The sequence below is a fragment of the Billgrantia desiderata genome, assembly GCF_900108215.1.
In the GTDB taxonomy this organism is placed as follows: domain Bacteria; phylum Pseudomonadota; class Gammaproteobacteria; order Pseudomonadales; family Halomonadaceae; genus Halomonas; species Halomonas desiderata.
In genome coordinates this window covers 39,663-53,045 of the sequence record NZ_FNVC01000032.1, presented here as the reverse complement: position 1 = coordinate 53,045, position 13,383 = coordinate 39,663, and the positions used below count along the sequence as shown (strand labels likewise).

At 65.1% G+C, this 13,383-nt stretch carries 18 protein-coding genes and 1 rRNA gene; 7 read left to right on the top strand and 12 right to left on the bottom strand.

Features of this window, described 5'->3' with window-relative positions; genetic code table 11:
• The first annotated feature begins 37 nt into the window (after positions 1-37).
• Both rrf and C4S71_RS20595 read left to right on the top strand, forming a co-directional pair.
• Positions 38-153: ribosomal RNA gene (gene rrf / locus C4S71_RS20600) — 5S ribosomal RNA — on the top strand.
• 283 nt (positions 154-436) lie between these two features.
• Entirely contained in the window at positions 437-610 is a 174-nt protein-coding gene (locus C4S71_RS20595) for a hypothetical protein (RefSeq protein WP_176342790.1), read from the top strand.
• A gap of 125 nt (positions 611-735) precedes the next feature.
• On the opposite strand, the gene C4S71_RS20590 is transcribed toward C4S71_RS20595, so the two are convergent.
• Positions 736-1,548, bottom strand: coding sequence for a Tim44 domain-containing protein (locus C4S71_RS20590; RefSeq protein ID WP_103970390.1), 813 nt, complete (start codon positions 1,546-1,548; stop codon positions 736-738).
• A 96-nt stretch (positions 1,549-1,644) separates the two neighbouring features.
• Here C4S71_RS20590 and C4S71_RS20585 point away from each other — a divergent pair, with 96 nt between their 5' ends.
• A complete protein-coding gene (locus C4S71_RS20585; protein ID WP_103970389.1) occupies positions 1,645-2,220 on the top strand; it encodes an isochorismatase family protein in 576 nt (191 codons plus the stop codon).
• A gap of 19 nt (positions 2,221-2,239) precedes the next feature.
• Here the strand turns inward: C4S71_RS20585 and yaaA are convergent, their stop codons facing one another.
• On the bottom strand, positions 2,240-3,019 hold the full coding sequence (yaaA, locus tag C4S71_RS20580; protein WP_103970388.1) for a peroxide stress protein YaaA: 780 nt from the start codon (positions 3,017-3,019) through the stop codon (positions 2,240-2,242).
• A 111-nt stretch (positions 3,020-3,130) separates the two neighbouring features.
• A complete protein-coding gene (locus tag C4S71_RS20575; protein WP_103970387.1) occupies positions 3,131-4,162 on the bottom strand; it encodes an NADP(H)-dependent aldo-keto reductase in 1,032 nt (343 codons plus the stop codon).
• Between the two features lie 241 nt (positions 4,163-4,403).
• Here C4S71_RS20575 and C4S71_RS20570 point away from each other — a divergent pair, with 241 nt between their 5' ends.
• On the top strand, positions 4,404-4,922 hold the full coding sequence (locus tag C4S71_RS20570; RefSeq protein WP_103970386.1) for a tetratricopeptide repeat protein: 519 nt from the start codon (positions 4,404-4,406) through the stop codon (positions 4,920-4,922).
• Positions 4,923-4,977: 55 nt separating this feature from the next.
• Positions 4,978-5,499, top strand: a complete 522-nt coding sequence (locus tag C4S71_RS20565) for a 3'-5' exonuclease (RefSeq protein WP_103970385.1) — start codon at positions 4,978-4,980, stop codon at positions 5,497-5,499.
• Here the strand turns inward: C4S71_RS20565 and C4S71_RS20560 are convergent.
• The 8 genes from C4S71_RS20560 to C4S71_RS20525 form a co-directional block, all read right to left on the bottom strand.
• Positions 5,483-6,454 (bottom strand): NAD(P)H-quinone oxidoreductase, encoded by a 972-nt coding sequence (locus C4S71_RS20560; protein WP_103970384.1) that lies wholly within the window; start codon positions 6,452-6,454, stop codon positions 5,483-5,485. The genes C4S71_RS20565 and C4S71_RS20560 overlap by 17 nt on opposite strands.
• 10 nt (positions 6,455-6,464) lie before the next feature.
• Positions 6,465-7,022: an LOG family protein gene (locus C4S71_RS20555; RefSeq protein ID WP_103970383.1), complete on the bottom strand. Its 558-nt coding sequence runs from the start codon at positions 7,020-7,022 to the stop codon at positions 6,465-6,467.
• 78 nt (positions 7,023-7,100) lie between these two features.
• A complete protein-coding gene (locus tag C4S71_RS20550) occupies positions 7,101-7,622 on the bottom strand; it encodes a DUF501 domain-containing protein (protein ID WP_103970382.1) in 522 nt (173 codons plus the stop codon).
• Complete coding sequence (locus C4S71_RS20545) at positions 7,594-7,923, bottom strand: hypothetical protein (protein ID WP_086508959.1); 330 nt, start codon at positions 7,921-7,923, stop codon at positions 7,594-7,596. Before C4S71_RS20545 ends, C4S71_RS20550 begins: the two co-directional genes overlap by 29 nt.
• Positions 7,924-8,007: 84 nt before the next feature.
• Positions 8,008-8,478, bottom strand: coding sequence for a Cys-tRNA(Pro) deacylase (ybaK, locus tag C4S71_RS20540; RefSeq protein WP_103970381.1), 471 nt, complete (start codon positions 8,476-8,478; stop codon positions 8,008-8,010).
• Entirely contained in the window at positions 8,475-8,888 is a 414-nt protein-coding gene (locus tag C4S71_RS20535; protein ID WP_086508961.1) for an acyl-CoA thioesterase, read from the bottom strand. Before C4S71_RS20535 ends, ybaK begins: the two co-directional genes overlap by 4 nt.
• Before the next feature lie 79 nt (positions 8,889-8,967).
• Positions 8,968-9,783, bottom strand: a complete 816-nt coding sequence (locus tag C4S71_RS20530; protein WP_103970380.1) for a hypothetical protein — start codon at positions 9,781-9,783, stop codon at positions 8,968-8,970.
• Positions 9,784-9,803: 20 nt separating this feature from the next.
• Entirely contained in the window at positions 9,804-10,238 is a 435-nt protein-coding gene (locus tag C4S71_RS20525; protein ID WP_086508982.1) for a hypothetical protein, read from the bottom strand.
• A gap of 33 nt (positions 10,239-10,271) precedes the next feature.
• Between C4S71_RS20525 and C4S71_RS20520 the strand changes: the two genes are divergently transcribed.
• Positions 10,272-11,450: a MalY/PatB family protein gene (locus C4S71_RS20520; protein ID WP_103970379.1), complete on the top strand. Its 1,179-nt coding sequence runs from the start codon at positions 10,272-10,274 to the stop codon at positions 11,448-11,450.
• A gap of 36 nt (positions 11,451-11,486) precedes the next feature.
• On the opposite strand, the gene C4S71_RS20515 is transcribed toward C4S71_RS20520, so the two are convergent.
• On the bottom strand, positions 11,487-12,419 hold the full coding sequence (locus C4S71_RS20515; RefSeq protein WP_086508983.1) for a tetratricopeptide repeat protein: 933 nt from the start codon (positions 12,417-12,419) through the stop codon (positions 11,487-11,489).
• A gap of 198 nt (positions 12,420-12,617) precedes the next feature.
• Between C4S71_RS20515 and C4S71_RS20510 the strand changes: the two genes are divergently transcribed.
• Entirely contained in the window at positions 12,618-13,286 is a 669-nt protein-coding gene (locus tag C4S71_RS20510) for a vWA domain-containing protein (RefSeq protein ID WP_010630231.1), read from the top strand.
• The last annotated feature ends 97 nt before the right edge of the window (positions 13,287-13,383 follow it).

The following is a 13,383-nucleotide window of genomic DNA, read 5'->3' as shown; positions in this document are numbered from 1 at the left end:
CGAGACGATCGCGTCAGCATGATTCCAACCGTTTTCGCCTGACGACCATAGCGAGTGGGAACCACCTGACCCCATGCCGAACTCAGCAGTGAAACCGCTCAGCGCCGATGGTAGTGTGGGGCCTCCCCATGCGAGAGTAGGTCATCGTCAGGCACTTCTTCAGAAACCCAGCTTCGAGAGAGGCTGGGTTTCGCCGTTTTAGGTCCCTTATCTAGCCAAAACCCCGAGTACGAAAGTGCTCGGTTTTTTTGTCTGCCATCCCCCCGAGCGTGGTCGAGCGATCAGGGCACAATGTGAGTGAGATAAGGAGTTTCGTTCTTTTTCGTGGGGCCTGGGAACGTTACTGAAAGGAGAAAGTCGGTTGAAAGGAGGCCATTCAATGGCCGCTTAGCCAAGGATGAAGACTGTGAGAAAAGCCATACTGCCGATATTGATCATGCTGCTGGCCCTGAGCGGGTTTGGCGGCTGCGATGGGCCCAAAGCCGGCGAGAGAATGGAGCGTAACATCGATCGCTCTATGGAAAATCTGCAGGAAAGGTGGGACGCGGTGGGAAAGGATATTCAAGAGGATGTCCGCGAAGAGGCTGCGAAAAAAGAGAACCGAGCATGAGTCGGTAGGTTTCGACTTACGCCAGATGAAGGTGCTGGCTGTCGAGAGGTTGTGGCCTAGTCGCTGGCTGGTGAGAATGCAAAGAGAAGGCCGACACAGTGTCGGCCTTTTTCATGTTCTGTGACTCAGCGGTTCTGTTCGATGCCCTGGAGATACCACGGGGCGCCATCGCGCATCTCACGAATCAGGTGCCAGGTCTCGTTGAATTCGGTCTGCTCGCCGTTCTCGTCGAGAATGCCGTGGAAGATGACCGTGGCCTCGGCCTGCTTGCCGACTTCGCGCACGTCGCCAAGTTCGGCAAACAGGCGCACGATGTCGGTGCGATTGTTGGCCGGATGCTTGCTGCGCTCCTCGCGCAACAGGTTGTAGAGTTCGGGAGTGACGTACTCCTGAATGCCGCTGAAGTCATTGTTGTCCCAGGCGCGCTGCAGCGTCATGAAGTGCTCCTTGGCGCCGGACAGGAAGCGCTCGCGATCGAACCACTCCGGAGGACTGTCGAAGGCACCGCCCAGGGTGGCGCCAGGGGCCGGCTGGAAGGCCTGGGGAGCGACGTGCGGCTGACGCTCGGCCGGCTGCGGGCCACCTGCCACGGCGGTGCGGCGACGCGCCAACAGGCGGAACAGCAGGAAGCCGAGACCGGCAATGAGCAGGATGTCCATCAGGCGCAGCTCGTCGAAGGCGCCGCCGAAGAACAGCGCGGCCAGCAGGCCCCCTGCCAGCAAGCCGCCCAGCATGCCGGGCATGCGAGAGCCGGCGGCCTGGTTGGGCTGAGCCTGGCGTGCCGGGGCGGCCTGGTTGGGGGCGGCTGCCGGGCGGTCGGCGGAGCGGGAGAAGCTGCCGACGTTACCGCCGCCGCCCATGCGGCGGGCTTCGGCATGTTCGACGGCCAGGCCGAAGCCCATCACGGCGACCATGAGCATGACCAGGAAGTGACGCATCGCTTGGTTCCTCTTCAGGATTGAGGGGAAAGTAGAATTTGGATGCTCCATTCTAGCGGCTATGCTGGGGAAAGTGCTGAAAAAATGGGGAAAGCCATGCGCTTGAAGAGTGAAAACAGCTTGCTGCTGATCGTCGATCTGCAGGCGGGGCTGCTGCCGGTGATCGATGGCGGCAACCAGGCCGTCAGCGAAGCACAGTGGCTGGGTGGGCTCGCCTGCGAGCTGGACGTGCCGGTGTGGTTGACCGAGCAGTACCCGGAGGGGCTGGGTGGCAGCGAGCCGCGGTTGCTGGAGGCGCTGCCGGACTATCGGCTGTGGCAGAAGGTGCACTTCAATGCCCATGCCGAGCCGGACTTTGCCGCTGCGCTGGAAAAGAGCGGCAGGCGTCAGATCGTACTGTGCGGTAGTGAGGCGCACATCTGCGTGATGCAGACCGGTCTCGGGCTGCTGGAAGCGGGCTATGAGGTGTACTGGCTCAGCGAGGCGTCCGTCAGCCGGCGCGCCGAGGAGGCCTGCCTTGCCCGTGAGCGAATGACGCAGGCGGGCGCCACACCGGTAACGGCCGACATGGTGGCTTACGAGTGGCTCGAGCGCTGTGACGACGAGCGCTTCCGCCTGATCCACCGGCGTTTTCTCAAGCCACGTGCCTCGCGCCCGCTGCGCTTTTACTGATACCCGGCTTCCGCCTGGCTCAATGCTGGGCTTCGCGGCGCGTGAAGACCAGCGTATCACCCTCGGACATGGCGGGATTGAAGGCGTAGCCCGCCACGTCGAAGCCCTTTAGATCTTCGGGATCGTCGAGGCGCTGGCGAATCATCCAGGCCGCCATCAGGCCGCGTGCCTTCTTGGCATAGAAGCTGATGATCTTGTAGGTACCGTTCTTCTCGTCCTTGAACACCGGCGTGATCACCCGAGCGTCGAGCCGCTTGGTGTCGACGGCCTTGAAATACTCGTTCGAGGCCAGGTTCACGAGCACCTTGGAGCCACTCTCGACGATGGCGCGGTCCAGTGCCTCGGTGAGCGTGCCTTGCCAATAGGCGTAGAGATCCTTGCCGGCCGGATTGGCCAGCCGCGTGCCCATTTCCAGGCGGTAGGGCTGGATCAGATCGAGCGGTCGCAGCAGGCCATACAGGCCTGACAGGATGCGCAGATGATGCTGGGCGAACTCGTTGTCGGAGTCGCTGAAAGAGGCGGCCTCGAGACCCACGTAGACGTCGCCCTGGAAGGCCTGAGCCGCCGGCTTGGCGTTGTCGGGCGTGAAGCGCGGGTGCCATTCGGCGAAGCGAGCGGCGTTGAGGCCGGCCAACTTGTCGCTGATGCCCATCAGTTCGCTGAGCTGCTGGGGGGAGTAGTCGCGCAGGATCTCGATCAAGCGCTGGCTATGGTCGAGAAAATCCGGCTGCGAGTGGATGGCCGTGGTGGCCGGGGTCTCGAAATCCAGCGTCTTGGCCGGCGAGATCACGCTCAGCATGGGGCACTCCTGTACCAGATGGGACGAATCGAACGAAGCGTGATTATATCAACCGCTGCGCGAAGACGGGGCTATCGATGCGATAGCCCTCGCCGATACCGGCAGAACCATTCAGGGGCAGGGGTTGGGGATGCGCCGGTGCACTTCTTCGATGGCCTCCAGCACGCTCTGTTCGAGCTTCAGCGATTCGCTGGCGAGGTTGTCCTCGAGCTGTTCCATGGTGGTGGCGCCGATGATGTTGCTGGTCAGGAAGCTGCGCGAATTGACGAAGGCCAGCGCCATCTGGGCCGGGTCCAGGTCGTGCTCGCGGGCAATGTCGACGTAGGCGCGGGTGGCCTGTTCGGCCAGCGGTGAGGTATATCGCTTGAAGCGCTCGAAGAGCGTGAGGCGAGCGTTCTCGGGGCGGGCGCCATCCAGATACTTGCCCGAGAGTACGCCGAAGGCCAGCGGCGAGTAAGCCAGCAGGCCCACGTTCTCGCGATGGGCGATCTCGGCCAGGCCGACCTCGAAGGAGCGATTGAGCAGGTTGTAGGGGTTCTGGATCGAGGCAACCCGCGGCAGACCGAGCCGTTCTGCGAGCTGCAGTGCCTTCATCACCCCCCAAGGGGTCTCGTTGGAGAGGCCGATGGCGCGAACCTTGCCGGCATCCACCAGCTCCTTGAGCACACCGAGGGTCTCTTCCAGCGAGACGGCATTTTCCTCTTCGTCGTGCTCGTAGCCCAGGCGTCCGAAGTAGTTGGTCGAACGCTCGGGCCAGTGGAGCTGGTAGAGATCGACGTAGTCGGTCTGCAATCGCTCCAGGCTGGCATCGATGGCCTGATGGATGTGCTCCCGGTTCAGGCGTGGGCCGCCGCGGATGTGCTCGAGCCCAGGGCCGGTCACCTTGGTCGCGATGATCACGTCATCGCGGCTTTCACGGCGCTTGAGCCAGCTGCCGATATAGGCCTCGGTGCGCCCCTGCGTCTCGGCTCGGGGAGGTACAGGATACATTTCGGCCGCGTCGATGAAGTTGATGCCGAAGGCTACGGCGCGGTCGAGCTGATCGTGGGCGTCGGATTCGCTGTTCTGCTCTCCGAACGTCATGGTGCCCAGGCACAGGCGACTGACCTCGATGCCCGTGTCGCCAAGCGGTCGCGTCTGCATCATCGCTCCTGTAGAAAGTCGAATCGGTGGCGAGCTCGTTGCCTATCCAGAGCCATGCTAGCCGAGCCCTACCAAGGCAGCAAATCTAGGGGTTGAGTCGCCGGCGGGGCGGGCGTATGCTGGCCACCCTCAAGCGGCCCCGGCGGAGTCCCGCGGCGAGTTCAGACAGGCCATGACGACGACCACAGGGTGGTGCCACGTCATCAGGCTGGTTTCAGACGAACCCAAGGTTGTTTGCACGATGACGCAGGCATCATCATTGTTCACCCGGCTCGAATACCGTCTTGCAGAACAGCTGTTTCACACGCGCTGGTTGCCACGCTCTCCGCGTACCCAGCGCTTGACCATGCATCTCTTCGAGCGCTGCGCCGATGCCGGTCACCCCGGCGCGCTTTCGCTCTACGGACATATGCTTTTCCAGCGTGGGGTCAGCCCTCAGGACAAGGCGCGTGGCGCTCGCTATGTGCTCGAGGCTGCGCAGGCCGGCAATCTCAAGGCCCAATACCAGGCCGGGCAGATCCTCGAGCACGGCTGTGCCCAGTATCCTCGCCGTGAGGCGCGTGCCGTGACCTGGTATGCCCGTGCCGCCGAGGCAGGCCATCCGCTTGCCGCTGTGCGCTTGGCGAAGGCTTATCGTCTGGGTGAGCTGGGGCTGCCGGTGGACAGCGCTCAAGCCGCCCATTGGCAGGCGCTCGCCGACCGACATGCGGGCCTGGAGTGTAGCGAGCTGGACAGGGACGACGCTCAAGCCCGACACTAACCCCACTTGCCGCCGCTTCTGCCACGCGGCTCTGCTTTCGAGGATACGTCCATTCGTGACGCTGCCGACACTGCTGGATATCGAGGCGTCCGGATTCGGGCGCGGTAGCTACCCCATTGAGATTGGCCTGGCACGGGCCGACGGTAGCTGCTGCGCCTTCCTCGTGCAGCCGCTGGACGAGTGGACGCACTGGGACCCCAAGGCCGAATTGCTGCACGGTATTTCCCGTGCACGTCTGCAGCGTGAAGGTCTACCCATTGCTCAGGTGGCGCGCTGGCTCAACGATGAACTGAGCGAGATCGGTGTGGCTTATAGCGACAGCTGGGGCTATGACAACACCTGGCTATCGCTGTTGTTTCACCATGCCGGCATGCTGCCCGCCTTTCGCCTCGAGGCACTGCGCATTCTGCTCAGCGAGCGCCAGCTCGGTGCGTGGCACCGAACCCGGGAAGCGCTGGTGAAAGAGCTGGGAATTCGGCGCCATCGCGCCGGAGAGGATGCCCGCCTGCTGCAACTCACCTATCTGCGCACCCGCGAAGACGGCGAGAGCGCCGACACCCCTACCTCTCGCCGCTGACCGCAAGCAGTACCTTGCCGATATTGGCGTCCCGCTGCACATGGGCGTGGGCGGCTTCGACTTCGTTGATCGGCCAGGTGCGATCGATCAGCGGGCGCAACTCTCCCTTTGCAAGGCGCGGCCAGACATGGGCTCTCAGCGCATCGAGGATGGCTCCCTTGGCCGCCGGCGGCTTGGCGCGCAGGGTCGAGCCGATCAGCCGCTGTCGCTTCATCAGCATGCGGCCCAGGTCGAGCTCGGCGTGTCGCCCACCCATCAGGCCGATCAGCACCAGGCGTCCGTCGGCATTCAGCACGCGCTGATTGTCGGCCAGATAAGCGCCACCCACGGGGTCGAGAATCAGGTCGGCACCGCCCCATGCCTTCACGGCATCCGCGAAACTGCCTTCGTGGCGATTGAAGACCGCATCGGCGCCCAACTCACGGCAGACGGCAAGCTTGGCGTCACTGCCCGCCGTGACGAAGCAGGGGTGACCGAAGGCCCGGCAAAGCTGAATGGCGGCAGTGCCGACACCGCTGGCACCGGCGTGCAGCAGGACGCGCTCGCCGGCCGCCAGCTGTCCCTCCATGAACAGGTTGAGCCAGGCAGTGGCAAACACCTCTGGCAGTGCGGCCGCCTCGCGCAGGTCCAAGCCCTCGGGCACCGGCAGCACCTGCCGCGCATCGACCACGACCTCCTCGGCATAACCGCCGCCCGCCAGCAGGGCGCAGACCCGCTCTCCCGGGCGCAGAGTGTCGACGCCGGGGCCGACTTCACTCACCGTGCCGCTGATCTCGAGGCCGAGAATGTCGCTGACCCCGGGCGGCGGCGGATAATGGCCGGCGCGCTGCATCAGGTCGGCGCGATTGACCCCGGCCCAGGCCACCGTGAGACGTACCTCTCCGGCAGCGGGGCCTGGCGGGTTGGGGTGTTCGCGCCAGGCCAGGCGCTCCTGATCGACGGCAATGGCGTGCATGGGCGATCTCCTAGGTGACGGGGCTGGCGAGCCGTGCCTCCAGGGCATCCAGCAGAGCGGCAGGCTCTGCGGCGTCGATCAAGCTGTCGCGGGTACGGCCATTGAGAAAGCCGTGTTCCACCGTGCTGTCGAGGAAAGCCAGCAGCGGGCTGTAGAAGCCGGCGATGTCGAGCACGCCGATGGGCTTGTCGTGCAGCCCCAGGTACTGCCAGGTCCAGGCCTCGAACAGTTCCTCCATGGTGCCGATACCCCCGGGAAGGGCGATGAAGGCATCGGCATGGGCGGCCATGCTGGCCTTGCGCTCGTGCATGTTGTTCACGCGGATCAGGGTCGGCAGCCCCTCGTGGGCCTGCTCGCGCTCCACCAGGTGGTCGGGCATCACACCGATCACGTTGCCACCCCTCTCCAGCACGGCGTTGGCCAGAGCTCCCATCAGACCGATGCGGGCGCCGCCATAGACGAGGCCGTGTCCGCGTGCGGCCATTTCGTGCCCGAGGGCGCGGGTGGCTTCCAGAAAGATCGGGTCCCGGCCATCGCGGGAGCCCAGATAGACACAGAAATTCGACATGCGCTTCTCCTTGGCAAGCCCTTATCGTAGCAGCTGCCGGCCGTCAGGGAGAGGCTGTGGAAGCGTCGGGGAAGAGAATCAGGGCAGGCAGTCGGCCACGCCGAACTCGGCGTCGAGCCACTGGCCGACGACGTTGTTGCCGCACAGGTGGTGAGCATACTGGGTGTGCAGACAGCGCACCTGATCCCAGTTGGCGATGCCGCCGATGCCGCGCTCGCGCATGACGTCCGCATAGCCGAGCCGCTCGACTTCGGCTCGCTGGACATCGCTCATGTAGCGCCAGCGCCTGTCCACGTAGTCGCGATGACTGGCGTGATAGACGGCGAGAAAATCGGGGTATTCCTGCAGTCTTGCCTCGAGCTGCTTGATGGCACCGCTTGCTTCTATGCGGGAAATCTCGACCTTGAGGCGTGCACAGCTCAGCCAGTACAGGGTGGGGAAAGGCTTGCCGTCGACGATGGGGGCCATGCGCAGCACCAGCGGGGTGCCTTCGCCGTCTACGGCAGCGACGGACTCGATGCCGCGCGGTGCGCGCCCCAGCTGCTCGGCAATGATCGCGAGCTGGCGGTCATCAGGCGTCTGGTCGGTTTGGATCACCATCGTTGTGGTCCCGGATGAACTTGTTGGAGCGGCCCACGGCGCGAAAGAAGGTGCGGTTGAGCTGCTCGGGCGTGGGCACGTAGCCGCGCCACTGGCGTTCGCAGTACTCGTTGGCCCGTGCCATCAGCACGTCGTAGAGCCGATTGAACGGCGCATCATAATCGTAGGGGTCGGCGCCGAACAAGCGGATGTGGGGGTAGTCGGCAAAACGCTCCATGAAGTAGCGCTCCAGGTCGGCTTCCACGGCGCGGTGCTGGGCGACCTTGTCGGGCTCGAGCCAGAGGTTGTAGCGGATGGCCATGACAGACTCCTGCCGGCGATGAATGTCCCGTCTGACGGGGCATGAAAGTTTGACCCCGGGAGGCCGAATTCGGCTCACGAGGAATCAGGGGCGGGCCAGAGGGGCCAGGCGCGCCTGACACAGGCGGATCAGGTCGGCAGGCGCCAGGGCGATCTCCAGACCACGACGCCCGCCGCTGACGTGCAGCCGATCGAGGTCCTTGGCGCTGGCATCGAGAAAGGTCGCCAGGCGTTTCTTCTGACCCAGCGGACTGATGCCACCGAGTACGTAGCCAGTAGCACGTTCGGCCTCGGCGGCCTCGGCCATGCTCGCCCGCCGGGCATCGGCTGCCTTGGCCAGCGCCTTGAGGTCGAGCTGGCCGGTCACCGGCACAATGCCCACCGCCAGGCGCCCATCGTCGAGACGGGCGATGAGGGTCTTGAACACGCTTCGCGGGTCGAGGTCCAGGGCGTTGGCGGCTTCTTCGCCGTATGCCGGCGCGCGCGGGTCGTGTTCGTAGCTGAGCAGCTCGAAGGGGACGCCGTCGCGTTCCAGTGCCTTGATTGCCGGCGTCATGCGTCGGCCGGCTCCGGGAGCGGTTGCAGATGAGCCTCGAGCGCTTCGCGCAGTTCGCCCTCGATGGGCACGGCGCGCTTGGCGTCATGATCGAAGTGCACCATCACGGTATGGCCCAGATTGGTCAACTCGCCTTTCTGCCACGCCTCCTGGGTGACGGTGAAGGAGCTGTTGCCGAGGCGCGAGACGTAGGTGCGGATCTCGATCTCGTTGCCATAGTGCAGCTCGGCGCGATAGTCGACTTCCATGCGTGCCATGATCAGCTTCCACTTGCGCGGATCCAGATCCGGCGTGAACAGGCGAAACAGATCGTTGCGTGCCAGCTCGAACCAGGCCGGCAGGCGAGTGTTGTTGACGTGGCCGAGAGCGTCGGTGTCGTAGAAGGCGGGTTCGACGGTACGCACGAACATGTGAGAGTCCCTTTGCTGTCTTGTGGTCTTGTGACATGCCGTTGGCAGGTTGACAGCATTGCCCCGAGCAAACGCTAGGTCAAGTGCCGGACTTTTGCCTTGCTCCGTACCAGGTCTGAAGTCGCATCCATCCGAGCAGCCACAGCGTAGCCACGGCGAAGCCCGCGAGAGTGCCCCACAGCAGACCCAGGGTGGCATAGGTGAGCGACACGCACAGGGCATAGCAGAGCAGCGCGCCGAGCCCGGCCGGATAGTGCTTGATCACCGTGGCGGCCGGCGACGCGCCATGGGTGAGATGCAGGATCACCAATAGCGGATACATCGAGATCGGGAAGGCCGCCAGCATGCCGGCCCAGGACGCCGGCAGCACGTGAGCCAGGCCGGTGACCAGGAAGACGATGGCGGTGGCGAGGCCGGCGCGAAGCAGCAGCGGCCGCCAGCGCGAGCCGCCGGAGCGTGCCTTGGTGCGGGCTTCCGGCACGTGGCGATAGAGCCAGGTGAAGACGAAGATGGCCGCCAGGGTCACCAGCGTGCCGCTCAAGCGGTCGAGCTCGAAGCGCGTCAGCGTGAGGCTCGTCAGCCACCAGGCGACAAGCCCGCCTGCCGTGCCGCAGAGCACCCCCTTCAGGCCGTCGCGCCTTCCGCAAATCAGATAGCCGCCCCCCAATGCCATGGTGGCGGTGAAGCCCGCCAGGCTGTAAACGGCGCTCTCGGCGGCAAAGCCCGGCGAAATCTCCAGGCCGATGAAGAACAGCGCGATCGCCGTGCCCAGCGGGTAGCCGGCGAGAAGGCCCGCCACGCGGGTACTGACACGCTCGGCGACCATTGCCAGGCCGAGCACGATGCCGATCGATACCGCGAGCTTGGCCAACTGCCAGCTCAAGGGAACGTCCATGGGTTTTCCTTGTGGTGAGGCTATACCAGGCGCAGGCCCTGGCGATCGGCCCAGGCGGCTCCCACCGCATGGGTCAGTTTCTCCTGCAGATGTTCAGGCAGGGCGGCGCGTGCTTCGTCTACGCTGGCGAAATCGCGATTGCGCAGCCAGCAGTAAGCCCAGGCGCAGGCCTCGTCGTCGCTCTTGGGTATCGGGCGCGCCGGCATCTGCACCAACAGGAAGGTGGCGGTACGGGCCGCCCACAGAGGGATGTCGTCGCCCGCTTCGGAACGGCTCCAGGCTGCCAGGGTGTTGCCGTCGGGCGTGGTATCCGGCTCGCCCAGTCGAGCGACCCGCGCCGTTTCGGCCAGGATCAACGCGAGGCGGTCCGGATCGCCCTGCCCCAGTTGCCGCCATTGCGCGATAGTGGCCGACATACCGCGGCGTGCCTTGGCATAGAAGCCGCTTTGCGGCATGGTTTCGCTCATATCTGCTTCCGAGGAAAGAACATGGAGTTCGATTTTGCCACGCCCATCGAGCGACGCCACCCCGAGGGGGGCGATTGGCCGTCGCAGAAATGGCACCGCTATGATGCCAGCACCCTGCCACTGTGGGTGGCCGACATGGATTTCCCCTCGCCACCCCAGGTGATCGAGGCGCTGAAAGCGCGGGTCGACCACGGCGTGTTCGGCTACGGGACGGTTCCCGACAGTCTCAAACAGACGCTCTGCGAGTGGAGTTCGCGGGAGTACGGTTGGGCCATCGAGCCGGAGTGGCAGCTGTGGCTTCCCGGCGTGGTGCCTGCACTGCATCTGGCCAGCCTGGCGCTGACCGAGCCGGGCGACGGGGTCTTGACCCTCACGCCGATCTACCCACCGTTTCTCAAGGTGGCCGAGCGCACCGGGCGGCTGTCGCAACAGGTGGCGCTGGCTGAGCCGGCCGGCCCCGGTGAGCCGTGGCGGCTCGATCTGGCGGCGCTGGAAGCGGCCATTACCCCTGAGACCCGGCTGCTGCTGTGGTGCCAACCGCACAACCCCACCGGACGGGTATGGCGACACGAGGAGCTGGCCGGCCTGGCGGCGTTGATCGAGCGACACGACCTGCTGGTGGTCTCCGACGAGCTGCACTGCGATCTGCTATTGGATGAAGGCGCCCGGCACCGGCCGCTGGCGGCGGCTTTCCCAGAGCTTGCGGCACGCATCATCACGCTGTGGGCGCCCTCCAAGACCTTCAACCTCGCCGGCCTCACCGCCGCCTGTGCGGTAATTCCGAATGGTGAGTTGCGCCAGCGCTTCGCCGCGGCAGTGCGTGGTCTGCTGCCGGACGTCAACGTGCTGGGGCTGGTGGCCGCCGAGGTGGCCTACGGGCAGTGCAATGCCTGGCGACAGGCGCTGTTGAAGACGCTGCGTGGCCATCGCCAGGTGCTGATCGAGCGGGTCGCCCAGTGGCCGGGGGTGGGCATGAGCGTGCCGGAGGCGACCTATCTGGCCTGGCTCGATATGCGCCGTGCCGAAGGGCTCGCGCAGCGCCAGGGTTCGCCGCAACAGCTACTGCTGCAGGAGGCGAAGGTGGCACTGTCGGACGGGGCGGACTTCGGCTGGCCGGGGTTCGTGCGGCTCAACTTCGGCACCACCGCGTCCCAGCTCGAAGCGGCGTTGGCGCGTCTCGATGGCGTGCTGAAGGGGTGAGCGGCAGCGCCAGGCGAAGTCCCTGGCGCATCGCCCTCAGTAGAGCAGGGTGAACAGCTTGCGCCGATAGGTGACGGTCAGCGGATGTTCGGCGCCGAGGGCGTCGAACACCCGTAGCAGGGTCTTGCGTGCTGCGTCGTCACCATAGCCGCGATCCTTGCGCATCACCTCTAGCAGCCCCTCGAGACCGCTTTCATAATCGCCATCGGCAATCTGGCGCATGGCGCGCTTGAAGCGAGCCTCGCTGTCGTCGCGTCCGGCCAGGGCGGCCAGCTCCTCGTCGCTCGGCGCCTCTTCGCGGAATTCGATGCTGGCGCGTACGCCACGAGCCGGTGCGGCATCCCGCTCCTCGGGAGGGAGGTTGTCGAGCAGGGCGAGTGCCTCTTCGCCGCGGCCTTCCACCACCAGCGCCCGAGCCAGCTCTACCTGATAGGGGTAGTGCTCGGGGTTCTGTTGCACCAACTGCTCATAGATGGCACGGGCCGTGGCGGCATCGCCCTGGGCCAAGGCCTCGGCGGCCTGTTCCTCGGGGCTGGCCGGTGCGTCTTCCGGTGCCGGAAAGTAGCGTGCCAGCCACTCGCGGACCTCCTTCTCGGGCAGCGCGCCCTGGAAGTGATCCACCAGTCCACCCTGGCTGATCAGCTTGACGTCCGGCACCGAGCGCACGCCGAGCTGGGCGGCGATTTCCTGATTCTCCTCGATATTGAGCTTGGCCAGGATGAAGGTGCCGCGATATTCGCGCGTCAGCTTCTCCAGTATCGGCATCAGCACCTTGCAGGGCTGGCACCAAGGCGCCCAGCAGTCGAGCAGCACCGGCACCTGCATGGAGAACTCCAGCAGCTGCTGGATGTTGTTGCGGTCGACGTCGATGATCAACTGCTCATCGCTGGGCGCCGCCTGCGGCGAAGGTGCTGAGGTGTCTTGGGGCGCCGTCAGGGGGGCGCCGCTGCGAGGGTCGACGATGGACATGGCGTTGGCCTTGCGCAAAGAGGTGAGTTCGTTCGAAAGATGCGGGTAAAGGCGGCGGGATTCAAGGGGCTGAGACCTACGCTGGCTGCGCGTTGGTCAGTCTGCAACGGTGGGCGCGGCATCCCTGACGGGGCTGTGATAGTCTCGTGTTCGTCCGGTCGAATCGGGGCCGGGCACCCAGACATGAGGATCCGTGGGATGGCAACTTACCGACTGAACGGCGATAGCGACCTGATCGACAACCCATCACCTCGCTGTGCATGCATGCTGGTGCTGGATACCTCCGCGTCGATGTTCGGCCCGCCGATCCGTGAACTGAACGCCGGCGTCCAGGCCTTCATCTCGGCCATTCAGGAGGACGACATGGCAGCCTGCTCCGTCGAGCTCGGTGTCATCACCGCCGGCGGCAAGGTCACCGAACAGTTGCCCTTCACCACGGCCATGAACATTTCCCAGTGTCGGCAGTTTACCGCTTCCGGCCTGACGCCGCTTGGCGGTGCCATGGAGCTGGCGCTCGATCGCCTCGAAGAGCGTACCGCGGCCTACCGTAAGGCCGGTGTCGCCTACTACCAGCCCTGGCTGGTGGTGATCAGCGATGGCGTGCCGACGGATCAGTGGCAGGCCGTTTCGGCCAGAGCGCGGGCACTGGCCCAGCAGCGCAAGCTGGTGGTGATGCCGGTGGGTGTCGAAGAGGCCGACCTCGAAGCGCTCAGCGCCTTTTCCACGCGACCGGCCAAACGCCTGGACGGTTTGAAGTTTCGCGAGTTCTTCCTGTGGCTGTCGGCCAGCATGAGCCGCGTCTCGGCCTCCTCTTCCACGACCGAGCAGGTCAAGCTGCCACCCACCGATAGCTGGGACAGCATCTGAACGGGTATCGAGGCGCATGCGCGACGAGACGACGGCAACAGCGACTGACTTGACTACCGCCCGCCCGGCCAAGGTTCGATAATGATGACAGGCATGG

Bases quoted from the DNA above. Each gene is read 5' to 3' on its own strand.
- C4S71_RS20530 (WP_103970380.1), bottom strand. From the start codon at position 9,783: ATGGACGTTCCCTTGAGCTGGCAGTTGGCCAAGCTCGCGGTATCGATC.
- C4S71_RS20560 (WP_103970384.1), bottom strand. From the start codon at position 6,454: ATGCACGCCATTGCCGTCGATCAGGAGCGCCTGGCCTGGCGCGAACAC.
- C4S71_RS20510 (WP_010630231.1), top strand. From the start codon at position 12,618: ATGGCAACTTACCGACTGAACGGCGATAGCGACCTGATCGACAACCCA.
- C4S71_RS20520 (WP_103970379.1), top strand. From the start codon at position 10,272: ATGGAGTTCGATTTTGCCACGCCCATCGAGCGACGCCACCCCGAGGGG.
- C4S71_RS20570 (WP_103970386.1), top strand. From the start codon at position 4,404: ATGACGCAGGCATCATCATTGTTCACCCGGCTCGAATACCGTCTTGCA.
- C4S71_RS20585 (WP_103970389.1), top strand. From the start codon at position 1,645: ATGCGCTTGAAGAGTGAAAACAGCTTGCTGCTGATCGTCGATCTGCAG.
- yaaA (WP_103970388.1), bottom strand. From the start codon at position 3,019: ATGCTGAGCGTGATCTCGCCGGCCAAGACGCTGGATTTCGAGACCCCG.
- ybaK (WP_103970381.1), bottom strand. From the start codon at position 8,478: ATGACGCCGGCAATCAAGGCACTGGAACGCGACGGCGTCCCCTTCGAG.
- C4S71_RS20550 (WP_103970382.1), bottom strand. From the start codon at position 7,622: ATGGTGATCCAAACCGACCAGACGCCTGATGACCGCCAGCTCGCGATC.
- C4S71_RS20545 (WP_086508959.1), bottom strand. From the start codon at position 7,923: ATGGCCATCCGCTACAACCTCTGGCTCGAGCCCGACAAGGTCGCCCAG.
- C4S71_RS20590 (WP_103970390.1), bottom strand. From the start codon at position 1,548: ATGCGTCACTTCCTGGTCATGCTCATGGTCGCCGTGATGGGCTTCGGC.
- C4S71_RS20535 (WP_086508961.1), bottom strand. From the start codon at position 8,888: ATGTTCGTGCGTACCGTCGAACCCGCCTTCTACGACACCGACGCTCTC.
- C4S71_RS20515 (WP_086508983.1), bottom strand. From the start codon at position 12,419: ATGTCCATCGTCGACCCTCGCAGCGGCGCCCCCCTGACGGCGCCCCAA.
- C4S71_RS20525 (WP_086508982.1), bottom strand. From the start codon at position 10,238: ATGCCGCAAAGCGGCTTCTATGCCAAGGCACGCCGCGGTATGTCGGCC.
- C4S71_RS20555 (WP_103970383.1), bottom strand. From the start codon at position 7,022: ATGTCGAATTTCTGTGTCTATCTGGGCTCCCGCGATGGCCGGGACCCG.
- C4S71_RS20595 (WP_176342790.1), top strand. From the start codon at position 437: ATGCTGCTGGCCCTGAGCGGGTTTGGCGGCTGCGATGGGCCCAAAGCC.
- C4S71_RS20575 (WP_103970387.1), bottom strand. From the start codon at position 4,162: ATGCAGACGCGACCGCTTGGCGACACGGGCATCGAGGTCAGTCGCCTG.